Origin of the sequence: Rouxiella sp. Mn2063 (assembly GCF_049319665.1) — a bacterium.
Classification (GTDB): domain Bacteria; phylum Pseudomonadota; class Gammaproteobacteria; order Enterobacterales; family Enterobacteriaceae; genus JBMOUD01.
On record NZ_JBMOUD010000020.1, the window covers coordinates 1 to 15,840 of the forward strand.

A 15,840-nucleotide genomic window follows, 5' to 3' on the forward strand; every position below is an offset into this window, starting at 1 on the left:
CGCCGATGGTAGTGTGGGGTCTCCCCATGTGAGAGTAGGGAACTGCCAGGCATCAAACAAAGACGAAGCCCTTCACGTAAGTGAAGGGCTTTTTCTATTGCATTCAAACGGCAGGTTCGCTACTCGACAGAGAGTAGGACAAAAATGCCGGGAGCATTTTTGCCCAGCGCAACGCGCTGCCCGGAGGGTGGCCCACAGGGACGTGGGCCAGACAACTGCCAGGCATCAAATAAAGACGAAGCCCTTCATGCAAGTGAAGGGCTTTTTCTATTGGGGAAAAGATGAAAACCTGGATATAAAACATGCCGATCTTTATGGTTTTACCTATCGATCACGCTTTATTTAGTAAAATAAGGCATAAAAATTGTCTTATTTATATATTTGGCTTATTTGAAATAGGCTATTTCCTATATTCCCAGTCCCTGCCTAAATAGTTAACACTATTATATTCTTCCTGCTGCTTTTACCTTTTCATTACTTATTTTTCAGATACTAATCACAAAACAGCGAATTTCCCCGGCGATAGACAAGTTAATATTTTCCACCCGAGTTCTCATGATTTAACTTAATGTTTACAGAATATTGCTAAATATTCCATTTAGTGAATTTACATAACAATAATACTGGGGAACAGAACTATGGAACAGTCAGAGCAGTTTTCTGAGGGGCTTACTGCTGAGCAGGATAAGAAGAAACGCATATTTGCAATCGTAGGCGCGTCATCGGGAAATTTTGTTGAATGGTTTGATTTCTATGTTTACTCATTCTGTTCCATCTACTTTTCTGCCGCTTTTTTCCCGAGTGGAAACACGACAACCCAATTGCTACAGACTGCTGGCGTATTTGCCGCAGGTTTCTTTATGCGCCCAATAGGTGGGTGGTTATTTGGCTATATCGCGGATAAGCATGGGCGAAAGAAATCCATGTTAATTGCTGTATGTATGATGTGCGCCGGATCTTTAGCGATAGCTTGCGTGCCAACTTACGCCAGTATTGGCAGTTGGGCTCCCGCATTGTTATTGCTTGCGCGATTATTCCAGGGATTATCTGTCGGTGGGGAATATGGTACCAGTGCGACCTATATGAGTGAGGTCGCCGTGAAAAATCGTCGTGGATTCTTTGCTTCCTTCCAATATGTCACGTTAATCGGTGGGCAATTAGGGGCTCTACTCGTCTTGGTCATATTGCAGCAAATCTTTTCTACTGAAGAATTAAAAGAGTGGGCCTGGCGCATTCCTTTTGCAATAGGGGCTGCATTAGCCATTGTTGCTTTGATTTTGCGTCGTTCTCTGGATGAAACTTCCGACGAGAAGAGTCGTAATCATAAAGATGCCGGTAAAATTTCTGCCCTGTGGAAGCATAAGAAAGCTTTCTTAATGGTAGTTGGCTTTACTGCCGGTGGTTCGCTGAGTTTCTATACCTTCACGACGTATATGCAAAAGTATCTCGTCAATAGTGCGGGGATGGATGCCAAAACCGCCAGTGGGTTAATGACCGTTGCACTGTTTGTTTATATGTTATTGCAGCCGATCATTGGAGGTTTATCTGACAAAATTGGTCGCCGCAATTCGATGTTAATATTTGGTGGACTAGGCACATTACTGACGATGCCTATTCTCTATACGCTTCAGGATGTCAGCAGCCCGTATTTAGCATTCGTCTTAATCGTTGTTGCACTATCAATTGTCACTTTCTATAGTTCAATAAGCGGGTTATTAAAAGCGGAGATGTTCCCCCCTGAAGTCAGAGCGTTGGGGGTTGGGCTTTCCTATGCGGTGGCGAATGCGCTATTCGGCGGCTCAGCTGAATATGTAGCACTCACCTTTAAATCGTGGGATATGGAGTCAGCTTTCTTCTGGTACGTTTCAGCGATGTGCTTGTTAGCCTTCATCGTTTCACTAAGATTGCATACAAAAGGCAAAGAAATTCAGCTATAAACCCGAACAATCAAAAGTCTTAAAGTAAAAAGCCCGGTGTGTAAACCGGGCTTAAAAATACGGAATTATAAAATTCTACTGATTAGCCGATCGATACGAATGCGACGTAAGCGGCGTATCAGCTTACGCACTTTAACCGGATAATTAGGGATGCTTTCCAGTTCCATATAGTGCGATACGATATGCGTATGTTCACGAATATTATCGAGTTCTTTAGAGCGCTGTACCATTAACTCTTTATGTGGGTCGTGGATCAAAATAGCGTTTTCTAGATCGAGTCGCCAGGCTCGAGGATTCAGGTTATTACCAGTAATCAGCTGCCAATGTTCATCAACCCACATGCCTTTCAAATGATAGCTGTTGTCGCCGTCTTTCCAAAGACGCACGATAAGCTGCCCAGTATCAAGGTAACGCTGCAGACGCCCAAGGAAACGGCGTAAGTTGATTTCATAAAGATAGGGCAGTGCTCCAATAATTCTGAATGGCTGATCCTGAGGAATATAAAAATCATTAGCCGTTTTATCCCCGACAATAATTTCTACCTTTTTTCCTCGGCGTAACAACCCAACGATATTGCGAGCCAGCAAGGCGGGCATATTAAAGTAAGGTGTGCACAGGGTCAGTTTTTCTTCGGCACTGGCCATCAGATGAAAAATAGTCTGATTAAGCGAGTTTTGTTTACCGAGGCCCACAATCGGTGTGACCGCTAATTCGTCATTGGATGCCTGTGGCAAAAACTGATAGCTACAACTACGTAAAGCCTGTCTGAACTGGCGGGTTTCGTTTTTAATTTCAGGGCTTTTAGGACGATCTTCGCGGTCAAGGCGCTGTACGGCAGCTGCGCTTAACAGCGATTTTTTAATATAATCGACCATCGAGTCTGACAACGCAGGGTTAGTCAGTAAATGGTAGCGGTCATAGCGGTATTTTTGATGACGATGCAGATACACATCGTTGATACTGGCTCCGCTATAAATCACCGTTTGATCGACAATGTAGCCTTTAAGATGCAGGACGCCCAACGCTTCACGTGTATTTACTGGTACGCCGTAGACTGGCACCAGAATATCAGGATGTTGTTGTGCCATGCGGCAGTACCAATCAGCATTGGTGCTGGCAGCTGCATCACCGATACGGCCACGTTGAGCACGATGCCAGTCAACCAAGACACAGATTTCCAGCTCTGGGCGTTGGCGTTTAGCCTCGTATAGCGCTGACAAAACGTCTCGCCCGGCATCATCGTTCTCTAAATAGAGTGCGACCAGATATATCCGTTGTGTCGCTTGGGCAATGGCCTCTAGTAGCGTCGTACGAAAATCTGTGGAGCTGTATAATGTCTGTACAGCTTCAACCGACTGGGGGAGTTTTGGCAGTTGAGCAAGGTGTTGTTGATGTTTATTCCGTTTAAATTTTGACAACATCACAGTGCGCTTCTTCTCTCTTTATGGAATAACAAATAGCGGCACAGACAAGGATATTTACCGCACAAGTGGGCAATAATACCATTACTCGACCCAATGTGCGTAAATTTTGCCTTTATCTCGCTGGAGCATTATCCCGACAGCCTGATAATGCTCGCTATATTAAGGTTGGTTGAGCATCAGAGACAGGTTGACTATCCCATCTTGATACTGGACATCCACCTCAAAGCCTAGTTTATGAGCCAAAGCAATCATCCCACTATTATGAGGCATGGTAATGCCGCTTAGCCGCTGAAGCCCATGATCGGTCGTGTAATCGATCATTTTTTCCAATAGCCGACGTCCTAAGCCTTTACCTTTGAGGTCGGAACGAACCAGCACAGAAAACTCAGCGTCAATATTATCTGGGTCCGAGACCGCCCGCGTTACGCCGATGATCTCAAGGTCATAAATTTGTCCGCGTACCGCAACGAATGCCATCTCTCTATCGTAGTCAATTTGCGTCATATTCGCTAAGTCGTCATGAGTAAACTCATTGATCTCACTGAAATAACGATAATAGAGATCTTCCGAGGTTACCTGACGAATGAACTCTTTCAGCAGCGGTTCATCCTCCGGCAAAATAGGGCGGAAAAGACAGCTAGACCCATCTTTTAGCGTAATTTGCTCTTCGTATTGCTGAGGATAAGGGCGAATAGCCAAACGTGATGGAGAATCGCTGACATTGGCTAATTTGATAGAGACATCAAGCAGCGTTAACTCACTGCCGGATACCAACAGTGGATGGATATCTAGCCGGGTGATCTCTGGGCAATCAATAATCAGGTTAGAAACCTGTACCAATAGGCGGCTGATAGCGGCGATATCTAATGGCCGTAGTGCGTAACGTTCGCGAACTTTGCCGCTTTTTAACGCTTGTAAGACTAAATAACGCGCCAGTGCCATATTCAGCGGAGGCAGAGCAACGGTGGCATGTGTTTCAGGCTGCCACTCAATCCCACCTTCGCCAAACATGATCAGCGGGCCAAATACAGCATCATGCTCGACGACTATACGTAACTCTTGAGCACCAGGCCTGTTAGCCATAGTTTGTACTAACAAACCATGAATTCGTGCCTGTGGGAAGGCTAATGCAGCGCGATCGAAAATAGCTTCGGCAGCTTGTTCGACTTCACTAGCGGTACGCAGATAAAGCATAACGCCTTGCACGTCCGATTTATGATCGATATCAGGAGAGCGTAACTTAAGCGCTACCGGGTAACCTACTTGGGCGGCAATATGCACCGCTTCGGCACTGTCACTGGCTATCCAGGCTGGCAATATAGATAAACCGTAATCTTGCAAGATGCTGCGAACTTCGTGTGTATCTAACTCTGTTGTACCTTCTGCCAACGCTTGCGCAATCAAGCTATGTGCTCGGCCGGTATTTTTCTTTAAATCTTGTGGTAGTGTCGGTGTTTCTTTCAATTGCTGCTGGTTACGGCGGTATTCCACCATATGCATAAAGGCAGTTACTGCACCTTCCGGCGTGCGATAGGTGGGAAGACCTGCCTCGGTAAAGAGTTTGCGCGCCTCAATTGAAGAGTGCTCGCCATTCCAGTTAGTGAGCAACGGAACACGTTTACCACGCGGATGATTAGCGATGGTTTCTATCAACAATTTGGCGGTATTTGAGCTTTCAGCCGCAGCGCTAGGTGAGTGAATAAGCAGTATTGCGTCATATTCCTTCGAGTCTAGAAGGTTTGTAAGCACTGACTTATATCGTTGTGGCGTTGCATCATCGCGTAAATCAATAGGATTGGAGACCGATATATTCTCCGGCAGCATAGCTCGCAACTGCTCACAGCTATTTTCTGTCAATTTGGCCAGTTTACCGTTGCGTAGTAACAACTGGTCTAATGCCAACGCTGCTGGTGCGGCACCGTTGCTGACAATTAGTAAGTGCTCACCTCTAAGCGGCCGCATATGGCTTAAGGTTTCTACTGCTGAGAACAGCTCATGTGTGTCCTGAACTCGCAGCAGGCCCGCGCGTTGAATCGCCGCATCATAAGCTGCATCCAGGCTAGGTGGACTATTGAGTAAACGCTGTGCCTGCCCGGTTCGCCCGCTTTTAATCACCAAGATTGGCTTATTACGCGATGCACTACGTGAAGCTGACAAGAAGCGTCGCGCGTCACTTATATGTTCCAGATAAAGTAAAATCGCGCTGGTTTTACTATCTTTGGTCAGAAAGTCGAGCAAGTCATCAACGCCGATATCGACGCTATCGCCTAAGGAAATGAAATAGGAGAATCCTACTGCCCGTTGCTGCGCCCAATCCAAAATAGTATTGGCGACAGCAGCCGATTGCGAAATAAAAGCCAGCTTCCCAGGAATGATCGGTACAGGGGAAAAACTGGCGTTTAGCCCTTGCCAGGGAGCAAACAACCCGAGGCTATTTGGCCCCAATAGTCGCATGGCATAACGTTGTGCGCAGGCTTTCAGTTCAGAAAATTGCTGAGGATACGAGGAAAGAACAATGACCGTCTTACAGCCTTTCTCACCTAGTTGGATCAATAAATCCAGGTTTCTATCGGCGTGAGTACAAATGATCGCCAAGTCTGGTCTGATGGGTAAGCTGGCGACATCTGGATAGGCTAGCACGCCACAGACTGCCGTATAGGTGGGCGTCACCGGAAGAATCGGGCCATTAAAAGTGCCCGCCAGTAAATTACGCATCATCAGATTACCCGCCCGCCCGGGCTTATCAGAAGCGCCAAGTACCGCTATCGATTTTGGTCGTAATAGGGCTTCTAATCCACTTTGGCTCATTGTACCTCCTGTCGACAATTATCAACTGATCTTAAAGACTTCCTTCAACATTTGCTGTGAGCTGATGCACCGGATGATGAGGTTTTCCAGCTAAATATCTGGTTCGGAACAGCGTAAAAAGTTCAGTCATATTATGAGATGCCTGTATATCGCCTGTTTTTTCCAGTAATGCCGCCGCAACTTCTACCGTACAGTGTTGATCGGCGCGCGGAGACTCACGCAGGATATAGTCTGATTTTGCACTAACGTCCAGTGAGAATACTGGTAGCTGGTCAAGATAAGGGCTTTTACGAAACATTTTGCGTGCTTCATTCCAGGTTCCATCCAGCATGATAAACAGCGGCGGCTTACTATTGGCTGGTAGTTCGGTAAATACTTGGCGTGGTGGTGTCACGAATGATGCGGGGAAAACCACATAGGCTTGGCGTGAAGGATCGGCAATCGCTGCAAGGAGCGCCGGATCCACTTCAGTGCGTGACCACATAAAAGCCTGCGTATCAGGCAATATATCGGCGATCAATCTACCGGTATTGCTCGGTTTCAGCGGTTCGGTATCAAACATCACCAAACAAAAACGGCTGGTGGCAGATTGCGAGGTAATGTGCCCACATAGACAGTTTCTGGTAGGTAAAAGACATAACTGGCAACGAATAGCACGAGAGCCGCGTGCCAGAAAAGGGCGCGTAGACTGGGCAAGACGCTGCTGGCGCAAGCGAAGGACGGCGTTGGATGGCATAAGAATTCCGCTGAAGTAAATGGGGGGTATTCTAATGCGCAGTGGGCGTCAGGCATAGCTAGCATCTCATCTGGCTAGAAATAAATCGGCCCATTAAGAGATAAACAGGCCGCTAGAGAGGAGAGGCTTAATGATGCGTTATGCGTTACAATGACTCGTTAAGCCAGCTATTGAACGGTGCTTTTGGCATTGCACCGCTCATGGTATCGACCAATTTACCTTGATTGAACACCATAATCGTAGGAATGCTGCGGATACGAAAGCGCGCACCCAGCTCAGGTTCAGCCTCGGTATTTACCTTGATAAAGCGTATCTTGCCCGCTCGTTCGTTAGCAACATCTTCGAATATAGGCGCAAAGTTTACACAAGGACCACACCACGGTGCCCAGAAATCGATCACTACTGGCAAATCATCTTGCAGATATTTGTCGAGCGTAGCGGCGGTGGCATGAATCACGTCGCCATCAAAGAGTGGGTGACTACAGCGACCACATTTGGCACCGTCATTAATACGATCTTCTGGCAGGCGATTGGTCGCTTGGCAAGATGAACATACGGTATTCATATAAGAGCCCTTATACTAAAAGTAATGAACCAACGCCGGTTTTGAGCGCGGCTGAGTGGTGACTAATATGCAACAAGTATGGGATGGAGTCTCTACTCCAGCAATGTGGTTTACTCAATGAATGCGATAGTTTTAAGCTTTGCCCATATAGTTTTAAGCGTTGGCGATAAAGCGAGTAGCTTAGCCCCCAGACATCAGGTAATCTTCGCGCCCTGCGCGTAGGTGGAGAGAAAAATGAACGATTCATTCAGTGGCAAAAACGGCAAAGTCAAAGTGATGTACGTCCGCAGTGACGACGACGGCGATAACCGCAATAACGATAAACGTCCTTCTGGTAATAAAGGACGTCCGGGCGATAAACCTCGCCAGGGTTCCCGTCCTGACGATGCACGCCGCAATGAGCGTCGCAGCAGTGATTCTCGTGGTCCAGATTCGCGTCGCGGTGATGCTGGACGAGGCGATTCACGTCCTCGTCGTCCAGCTCGTGATGAACAAGGTAGTGATGCTTCACCTTGGGCAGGTTCACCGTGGAAAACCGTTTCCCGCGCACCTAGCGATGAATCAGCACCCGATCACGGTGGCATTAGTGGTAAAAGTTTCATCGATCCTGAACAGTTGCGTCGTCAGCGTCAGGAAGAAACCCGTGTTTACGGCGAAAACGCTTGTCAGGCATTGTTTGCCAGCCGTCCAGACTCAATTGTTCGCGCCTGGTTTGTTCAGTCGGTCACGCCACGTTTTCGTGAAGCGTTGCGTTGGATGGCTGCTAATCGCAAGGCTTATCATGTTGTTGAAGATGACGAACTGGCGAAAGCATCGGGGACTGAACACCACGGCGGTGTTTGCTTCTTAATCAAAAAGCGCCAAGGTCTGGATGCAGAAACTTATCTGCAAACTGCACCAGCGACGGACTGCGTATTGGCCTTAGAGAATGTTGGTAACCCGCATAACCTCGGTGGCATCATGCGCAGCTGCGCACACTTTGGTATCAACGGTTTACTGGTACAAGATCCGGCACAGCTGGAGTCCGGTGCTGCAGTACGTACCGCCGAAGGTGGTGCTGAGCATGTTAAGGCCATCAATGCAGACAACTTCCTTGACGTGTTAGCTAGCTTCCGTAAAGCCGGTTACACCATCGTCACCACTTCTAGCCACAAAGGCACTGCCTTAGGTAAAGCCGAGTTGCCTGCCAAAATGGTGCTGGTGCTGGGTGAAGAGAGTGATGGCCTGTCCGACAGCGCGTGGCAACAAGGTGATGTTAACATCTCAATTGGCGGTACAGGTAAAGTAGAAAGCCTGAACGTTTCCGTTGCGACGGGTATTTTGCTGGCCGAATGGTGGCGGCAAAACAAGGCGTAATCAAGCAGTGAAGCAATCCAAAAGGGCGCGTAAGCGCCCTTTTGACGTTTAGTGATTCAGCGTTTTGCGATACTGTCCGGGTGAAATCCCCATACAACGTTTGTAGGCTCTGCCAAAAGTGATATCAGAATCATAGCCAACGCAAGTGGCAATGGTGCTGAGAGACAAATTGGCATGACCGAGCAGACAGCGCGCCCGGTACATTCGCCAATGCGTAACATATTCCATCGGCGGCTCGCCAACCACCTGCTTGAAATAGGCGGCAAAGGCGGAGCGTGACATCCCAGCCAGCGTAGCTAAATTTTCCAGCGTCCATGCATCAGCAATTTTTTCATGAATCTGGCGTATGACATGACCCAATTTTTTATCCGTCAAGGCTGCCATCCAACCGCTCGTCAGTTGCTCACAAGCAATATGAGTACGAATTGCTTGCACCAGCAATATGTCAGCTAAGCGACTTACCATAATAGTCGAACCAAAATGGGGATGCGTTGTTTCCATCGCCAGCATTGTTAATGTGGCTTGTAATAATGGCGAGCGTTCTGCATCGGCGGGGATTATCACGATGTCGGGCAGAAGTGAAAGCAGCGGCACCGCACCTGCGGCGTCAAACCTGAAATAGCCGCAAAGAATATCTGCATTTTCACCCTCACCGCCAAAAGCCGCACTCTGTCCCTCAACATTGGCAAAAACCTCTTCACAAGGCACAGATTTGCTCTCGGGATTATCACGCAGAGTAAGAAGAATACCGGGGCGAGCAATAAAGCAGTCACCTTGCGCTAATTTAACGGGTTGGTGGCCTTGACCGGTATCTAGCCAGCAGTGGCCGTTGATCACAAAACCAAAACGAATCAGCTGGCTTTTCACAAAGCTAACCCCCCAAGGCGCGGTCGGTTTAAGCCTTGAATAAAGCGCGCTTTTGACTCGCATACCCGAAAAAATATCGTCGAGAGGATCCATGCATTAACCTATTTTTAGACGATGAGACAGTAAAACTACCTTTTCAGTCATTATAAGTCCAAGTCATCCTCAGTAGTCTGCTACTTCATTCAATATTCTGGGAAGGGAAGATGAAAAGTTATCGTTTACAGGAATTTGGCTCCTTAGCGCATTTGCAGCAGGTAGAAGAACCTATGCCGAAAGCGGGGCGAGGTCAGGTCGTGGTTAAGGTCATGGCAACATCGTTGAATTATCGTGATCTGGCGATATTGCATCAAACCGGCACATTATCGCCACTCGCAGGGCTTATTCCGCTTTCTGACGGTGCGGGTGAGGTGATTGAGCTTGGTGAAAAGGCTTCATTATTTAATATAGGTTCACGGGTGGCTGGAAGTTTCTTTCCTTATTGGATAGCCGGAGACATAACTGAAGAAGCCAGTCGTGGTGCTTATGGTAGCCGCAGCGACGGGTGGTTAACGCAATATAAGGTGGTGGATGAAAGCGCCTTAGTCGCCATACCTGATTATCTGAGCTACGAGCAAGCGGCCACGCTGCCTTGTGCGGCGGTCACTGCATGGAATAGCCTGATGAAGCCCAAACCTATTCGTCCAGGAGAAACCGTGTTGGTGCAGGGAACCGGCGGGGTGGCCGTATTTGCTCTACAGCTTGCTAAACGGATGGGAGCACGAGTCATTGCGCTGACCTCTTCAAGCCAGAAAGCCGAGACGCTACAAGCGCTGGGGGCAGATGAGGTGATCAACTATCTGGAACTGCCAGACTGGCACGTTCGGGTTAGAGAGTTAACGGCAGGAAAGGGCGTTGAGCGTATTGTTGAAATTGGCGGGCCAGGAACTCTGCAAAACTCCATTCTTTCTTGTGCCGCGGGCGGCGAGATTAGCTTGTTGGGATTTGTGGCACAAAGCAGTGAGCCGGTCGATTTTATGACATTATTTAAAAGTGCTGCCACTATTAGAAGTTTTAGCGTAGGTAGCCGCGAAGATTTTATCCAAATGAATCGGGCAGTAGAGTTGCATCAACTCAAACCGGTCATCTCTCGTGTCTTTCCTTTTGAACAGGCAAAAGAAGCCTGGGCGTACTTTGAACAGCGCAAACAAGTGGGAAAAGTGGTCATTGCCCATCATTAAAAGGCGAAGAATAGAGAAAAGAACAAAGGGCGCCAAAGCGCCCTTTAACTCGTTATGATACAGAAGCTCGCACTGATATCAGTGTGCGCCTCCGCCTCCACCACCGGCAGTAAACGGTGGGCGAGCAAACCAAATCAATATTAGCAATATCAAGAACACGCCCGCGGCACCCCAGAAAATTTCATTGGCTGAAATAATCAACCCCTGATTGGTAATCTGTTGCGCTATCCAGCCTGAAGCTTGCTGGTGGCTCATCCCCAAACCTTCTAACTGAGAATAAGTCTGCTGTGCGGCCGGATTATACGGCGTGACGTTTTCTACTAAATGCGCATGATGCATCGATTCACGATCGGTCCACATGGTGGTCGTGATCGAGGTACCGATCGAGCCTGCCAGCGTACGAGTAAAGTTAGATAAACTCGATGCCGCAGCCATCCGCTCGGGCGCAAGTCCTGACAAGGTAATAGTGATCAATGGCATAAAGAAGCAGCCAACCGCAAACCCTTGAATAAACTGCGGCCACGCTGAGGCGCCGAAATCCATATCAGGTTCGAACGTATAGGCACGCCAGTAGAAACAGATCGCATACATAATAAAGCTAAATGTGACTAGCCAGCGCATATCGAGCCGATGGGCAAAACGGCCGATAATAGGGGCCATCACCACAGGTAAAATCCCTACCGGTGCTGATGCCAGACCTGCCCAGGTTGCGGTATAGCCAAATACCTCCTGCAATAGCTGCGGCAATAAGACAATTGAGCCGAAGTAGAGCATATAGGCCAGACTAATACTCAATGTCCCGATGGTGAAGTTTCGCGATTTAAATAGCGATAAATCGACAATCGGATGGTCATCGGTAAGCTCCCAGATAATCAGGAAGATAATCGCCACCACTGCCACTACTGTCAGAACAACGATCTCGGTCGAGTTAAACCAATCTAGCTCTTTACCTCGGTCCAGCATGACCTGCAAGCAGCCGATCCCCAGCACTAACAACACCAATCCTACGGTATCAATTGGCCTGATTTGGGTTTCTGTTTCTCTTCCTTTCAAGGTGTTATAGGCAATTAATACAACACCAATGCCTATTGGTACGTTGATGAAGAAAATCCAGCCCCAGTGATAGTTATCACTAATATAGCCACCGAGAATTGGCCCAAATATTGGTGCGACAATGACGGTCATTGACCACAACGCCAGCGCAATACTGCGCTTGGCGGGAGGATAGTTATTGAGCAATAAACTCTGTGATAGCGGGATCAATGGACCTGCGACGACGCCTTGAATAACGCGGAAAAAAATCAGCATTTCAAGGCTGTTTGACATCCCACAGGCCCAGGAAGCGAGGGCAAAAAGCACCGTTGACCACAGAAACAGTTTGACCTCACCAATGCGTTTGGCAAGCCAACCGGTAATTGGGATCGAGATGGCATTCGCCACCCCGAAAGAGGTAATAACCCAGGTGCCCTGTGAGTTCGACGCACCGAGATTACCGGCAATCGTCGGGATTGCCACGTTGGCGATAGTTGAATCTAGCACCTGCATAAAGGTAGCCATTGCTAAGGCTACTGTCATCCAGGCTAACTGTGCGCCTTCTAGCGGTTTTCTAGCCACGATGACCTCCGAAGGACTCAACCGGCGTTTGCATTGATCACATCGGTAATAATGGCGTTAACCGGTGCCAGATCTAACGTCAATGCTGAGGTTTCATACAATGGCGTTGAACGTACAGTATCGGACATTACCTTGCCATTCAGATCTTGAGTATCAACCGTCACTAGCGTTGATAAGCCGATACGTAGCGGATGTTTCGCCACTTCTTGTTCATCTAGTTGAATACGAACAGGTAAACGTTGAACGACTTTGATCCAGTTACCGGTGGCATTTTGCGCTGGCAACAGAGAGAAGGCACCGCCGGTACCCATATCCAGACCCACAACTTTACCGTGATAAACGACATCGTCACCGTACATATCACTCACCACTGTGGCGGATTGGCCAATACGCATTTTGGCCAGTTGCGTCTCTTTAAAGTTGGCATCAACCCACACATTGGTCGCTGGAACCACAGCCATCATCGCCGTTGCTGGTGTGATACGTTGTCCGAGCTGCACTGCACGGCGCGAAACAAAACCATCAACCGGGCTAACAACTTTCGTACGTTGCAGTGATAACCAAGCATCACGTACTTGAGCAGCAGCTTGTAAAACTTGCGGCTGTTGATCTAACGGCGTATTTAGCACCACGGCTTGGTTGGCATTGTACTGTTGTTGTGCAACGTCTAACTGGGCTTTAGCGCTATCGACGGCATCATGGGCATGTTGCAAATCTTCACGACCAATAGCATCAAGTTTGCCTAAAACAACACGACGTTTTAAGTCAGCCTGCGCTTGATTCAATTGAGTAGTACGCAGTGCGATATTCGCTTGGTACTGTTTGCTATTGATCATTGCTTGATGGATCTGACGTACGCTGGTGGCCAGTGCAGTTTTTGCTTTTTCAAACGCTTGTTCCGCATCGGTAGGATCGATAACGACCAGCGTATCGCCTTTCTTAACGAAATCAGTATTATCAAAATTAACGCTAGTTACACTGCCTGAAACCTGAGCCATGATTTGTACTTGGTTACCGGCAACATAAGCATCATCGGTATCTTGGTAGTGGCGCAACACCAAGAACCAATAGATCAGATAAGCAATGGCAATAATAATAAAAATACCCGTTACCACCAGAAGCGCGGCTTTACGAGAGCGCTTTTTTTTGGTCGGTTCTTGCGGCGTAACTTGAGTTGCCTCATTTGCGCTCATGGTTCTTTCTCCACCCTATATATACCCGCCACACTTCAAGCTGCAGGCTTATTAACTGCATCTTGAAGTCTATTAGGTATAGTTAATTATTATGATTTTGATTCTGTTGTTGGGGCTTGATAACCACCGCCCAACGCACGGATTAAACTAATTTTTGCCTGAAGCAAATTGCTGCTGGCAGTAACCTCAGCCTGTTGCTGTTGTAAAAGTTGTGATTGACGATCGAGCAGTTGATCTCGTCCAACGGTACCAGCCTGATAACGATCGCTCATCACTCGGTAAGCATCCTTTAATGCCTGAACGGCAGAAGAGGCCAATTGCAATTGATCTGCACTGCTTTTTTGGATGGTGATCGCATCTGCTGTTTGTTGAACAGCATTCAAGATAGTTTGGTTATAAGACTCAACGGCTTCATCATAGAGTGCTGATTTTTCACCTAATTTACTACGCAACGCACCGGCATGGAAAATTGGCAGAGAAATGGCTGGGGCAATATTCCAAGCCTGGCTAGCGGCTTCAAAAAAGTTAGGATGGGTTACACCATAGTCGGTAGTACTAAATCCGCCGAAAGCGCTGATTGAAAGACTAGGATAAAAATCTTTTTTTGCCACAGCAATTTGCTGTGAATAAGACTCAACCAAGTCACGTTGTGCTTCAATATCAGGGCGTTTACCTAACAAATCGACGGTCAGATTACCTTGCGGTGCAAGTTGATCGATGCCCGGCAATGGCACAGCATGCAAATTGTTCATTGCATCCGGCCCTTTGCCCGCTAAAGCCGATAATTGATGTTTTAACTGCTCAATCTGCGAATGCAGATCAACGAGCTGTTGTTTAATACCATCTGTCTGCGCTTGCGTTTGGCGCTGTACCGCAATACCAGAGATGCCAGCCTCATATTCAGCCTTGCGTAAATCGGCTAAATGCTGATTGTCATCGACTTCCTGTTGCAGTACCTTTTCTAACGCATAACGGCTTTGCAGCTGATAATAGGCTGCGGCTACGGTGCTGGTTAACGTCAACGCAGCTTGTTGCTGTTCAGCACGTGCTGAATTAACCTGCGCTTTGGCAGCGTTTACTTGATTACGATATTTACCCCACCAATCAAACTCATAGCTTAAATTCAGGCCGAGCGTATTGGTGTTCTCGTATTGAGGACCGGTTGGGTAGCCAACGATATCGAACGTGTTCTGCGAAATTTTTTGACGATTTACACTGCCATTGAGATCCAAATAAGGACCATTAGCTGCATTAGTTTCACCGACAATACTTTGCGCTTCACGCACGCGAGCAGCGGCCTGGCGTAAAGACGGCGAGTTTTCTAATGTCTCCGCCATCAATGTATCAAGCTGCGGATCATTCACACTGCGCCACCATTGTGGGCTAATAGACAGTGAACTGACTTTCGGCTGTGCTAAGTGTAATTGCTGGTTATCCAGCAGCGTTGATTGCGGTGCAATATTATTGCTGGAGGCGCAGCCTGCCAGCAATAAAACGCCGAACAACGGCGTAAATCTCCACCTGACTGGGAGTGACATGGATTAAGTTACCTGAACAAAATTAGAGTAATTGTGCTGCGGTGACATCCATTTGGTCGAGGCGTGATAACAGTTTACGAGTAAGCGTTTCTAACTGTTTTTGTTCATCAGCTTCTAAGGTTGACCAAAGAAAATGCAGGCACTTATGTTGAGGTGGCAACAGTTTTTGAATGAATGCCTCACCGTCTGCGGTCAGATGCAGATGCAGACAGCGGCGGTCATTATCGCTTTCCAGTCGCTCGATCCATCCACGCTTTTCTAGTTCATCAGCAATACGCGTCGCATTTGTACGAGAAGAGCCCAGCGCAGAACTCAGCTCTGAAGGCTGAATACTGTGACTTTCCTGAGCATCAAGAGTTAATAACGCCATAAAAAGCGTTTCATTAATCCCTTGGGCCTTCAGCATTTTATTGCGATTTTCCAACAGTTTACTTTGCATATGCATGCATAGGCGCGTCAGCAAGATCTCCTGATAAGGGAAATCTTTCTGTTTTTTAGCACGAATATTCAGCATGTTTTCTATTGGAGCGAAAGAACTATCCATGATGAGCAACCTCATTTGTTACGAACGATATAGTAACGGCT

Annotated in this window: 13 protein-coding genes; 4 read left to right on the forward strand and 9 right to left on the reverse strand. The window is 47.6% G+C overall.

All coding sequences use genetic code 11. From position 1 onward, the window contains the following. Positions 1 to 346: hypothetical protein (locus ACL9RG_RS20465; protein ID WP_422794495.1), on the forward strand; the 346-nt coding region annotated here is incomplete at its 5' end. 292 nt (positions 347 to 638) lie between these two features. After that, positions 639 to 1,937 (forward strand): MFS family transporter, encoded by a 1,299-nt coding sequence (locus ACL9RG_RS20470; RefSeq protein WP_422794496.1) that lies wholly within the window; start codon positions 639 to 641, stop codon positions 1,935 to 1,937. 65 nt (positions 1,938 to 2,002) lie between these two features. On the opposite strand, the gene pssA is transcribed toward ACL9RG_RS20470, so the two are convergent. The 4 genes from pssA to trxC all read right to left on the reverse strand — a co-directional run bounded on the left by pssA (position 2,003) and on the right by trxC (position 7,470). Further along, positions 2,003 to 3,358, reverse strand: a complete 1,356-nt coding sequence (gene pssA / locus ACL9RG_RS20475) for a CDP-diacylglycerol--serine O-phosphatidyltransferase (protein ID WP_422794497.1) — start codon at positions 3,356 to 3,358, stop codon at positions 2,003 to 2,005. 162 nt (positions 3,359 to 3,520) lie between these two features. After that, positions 3,521 to 6,169, reverse strand: coding sequence for a GNAT family N-acetyltransferase (locus ACL9RG_RS20480; protein ID WP_422794498.1), 2,649 nt, complete (start codon positions 6,167 to 6,169; stop codon positions 3,521 to 3,523). 31 nt (positions 6,170 to 6,200) lie between these two features. Then, positions 6,201 to 6,905, reverse strand: coding sequence for a tRNA-uridine aminocarboxypropyltransferase (locus ACL9RG_RS20485; RefSeq protein ID WP_422794499.1), 705 nt, complete (start codon positions 6,903 to 6,905; stop codon positions 6,201 to 6,203). Positions 6,906 to 7,050: 145 nt separating this feature from the next. Continuing rightward, the gene (trxC, locus tag ACL9RG_RS20490) at positions 7,051 to 7,470 is read right to left on the reverse strand and encodes a thioredoxin TrxC (RefSeq protein ID WP_422794500.1); all 420 of its coding nucleotides are present in this window, start codon (positions 7,468 to 7,470) and stop codon (positions 7,051 to 7,053) included. A gap of 234 nt (positions 7,471 to 7,704) precedes the next feature. Between trxC and ACL9RG_RS20495 the strand changes: the two genes are divergently transcribed. Then, positions 7,705 to 8,826, forward strand: a complete 1,122-nt coding sequence (locus ACL9RG_RS20495; protein WP_422794501.1) for a tRNA/rRNA methyltransferase — start codon at positions 7,705 to 7,707, stop codon at positions 8,824 to 8,826. 48 nt (positions 8,827 to 8,874) lie between these two features. Here ACL9RG_RS20495 and ACL9RG_RS20500 read toward each other — a convergent pair whose 3' ends face one another. Beyond that, on the reverse strand, positions 8,875 to 9,786 hold the full coding sequence (locus ACL9RG_RS20500; protein ID WP_422794502.1) for an AraC family transcriptional regulator: 912 nt from the start codon (positions 9,784 to 9,786) through the stop codon (positions 8,875 to 8,877). A gap of 110 nt (positions 9,787 to 9,896) precedes the next feature. Here ACL9RG_RS20500 and ACL9RG_RS20505 point away from each other — a divergent pair, with 110 nt between their 5' ends. Beyond that, positions 9,897 to 10,910, forward strand: a complete 1,014-nt coding sequence (locus tag ACL9RG_RS20505) for a zinc-dependent alcohol dehydrogenase family protein (RefSeq protein WP_422794503.1) — start codon at positions 9,897 to 9,899, stop codon at positions 10,908 to 10,910. Between the two features lie 78 nt (positions 10,911 to 10,988). On the opposite strand, the gene emrB is transcribed toward ACL9RG_RS20505, so the two are convergent. The 4 genes from emrB to mprA form a co-directional block, all read right to left on the reverse strand. Further along, entirely contained in the window at positions 10,989 to 12,527 is a 1,539-nt protein-coding gene (emrB, locus tag ACL9RG_RS20510) for a multidrug efflux MFS transporter permease subunit EmrB (protein WP_422794542.1), read from the reverse strand. Positions 12,528 to 12,541: 14 nt separating this feature from the next. Beyond that, complete coding sequence (gene emrA / locus ACL9RG_RS20515) at positions 12,542 to 13,717, reverse strand: multidrug efflux MFS transporter periplasmic adaptor subunit EmrA (protein WP_422794504.1); 1,176 nt, start codon at positions 13,715 to 13,717, stop codon at positions 12,542 to 12,544. An 89-nt stretch (positions 13,718 to 13,806) separates the two neighbouring features. Then, on the reverse strand, positions 13,807 to 15,255 hold the full coding sequence (locus tag ACL9RG_RS20520; protein ID WP_422794505.1) for an efflux transporter outer membrane subunit: 1,449 nt from the start codon (positions 15,253 to 15,255) through the stop codon (positions 13,807 to 13,809). A 22-nt stretch (positions 15,256 to 15,277) separates the two neighbouring features. Further along, positions 15,278 to 15,799 (reverse strand): transcriptional repressor MprA, encoded by a 522-nt coding sequence (mprA, locus tag ACL9RG_RS20525; RefSeq protein ID WP_422794506.1) that lies wholly within the window; start codon positions 15,797 to 15,799, stop codon positions 15,278 to 15,280. Positions 15,800 to 15,840 lie beyond the last annotated feature (41 nt).

Coding starts and splice junctions, on each gene's coding strand:
- ACL9RG_RS20485 (WP_422794499.1), bottom strand. CDS start 6,905: ATGCCATCCAACGCCGTCCTTCGCTTGCGCCAGCAGCGTCTTGCCCAG.
- mprA (WP_422794506.1), bottom strand. CDS start 15,799: ATGGATAGTTCTTTCGCTCCAATAGAAAACATGCTGAATATTCGTGCT.
- emrA (WP_422794504.1), bottom strand. CDS start 13,717: ATGAGCGCAAATGAGGCAACTCAAGTTACGCCGCAAGAACCGACCAAA.
- ACL9RG_RS20500 (WP_422794502.1), bottom strand. CDS start 9,786: ATGGATCCTCTCGACGATATTTTTTCGGGTATGCGAGTCAAAAGCGCG.
- ACL9RG_RS20470 (WP_422794496.1), top strand. CDS start 639: ATGGAACAGTCAGAGCAGTTTTCTGAGGGGCTTACTGCTGAGCAGGAT.
- pssA (WP_422794497.1), bottom strand. CDS start 3,358: ATGTTGTCAAAATTTAAACGGAATAAACATCAACAACACCTTGCTCAA.
- ACL9RG_RS20480 (WP_422794498.1), bottom strand. CDS start 6,169: ATGAGCCAAAGTGGATTAGAAGCCCTATTACGACCAAAATCGATAGCG.
- ACL9RG_RS20495 (WP_422794501.1), top strand. CDS start 7,705: ATGAACGATTCATTCAGTGGCAAAAACGGCAAAGTCAAAGTGATGTAC.
- ACL9RG_RS20520 (WP_422794505.1), bottom strand. CDS start 15,255: ATGTCACTCCCAGTCAGGTGGAGATTTACGCCGTTGTTCGGCGTTTTA.
- ACL9RG_RS20505 (WP_422794503.1), top strand. CDS start 9,897: ATGAAAAGTTATCGTTTACAGGAATTTGGCTCCTTAGCGCATTTGCAG.
- trxC (WP_422794500.1), bottom strand. CDS start 7,470: ATGAATACCGTATGTTCATCTTGCCAAGCGACCAATCGCCTGCCAGAA.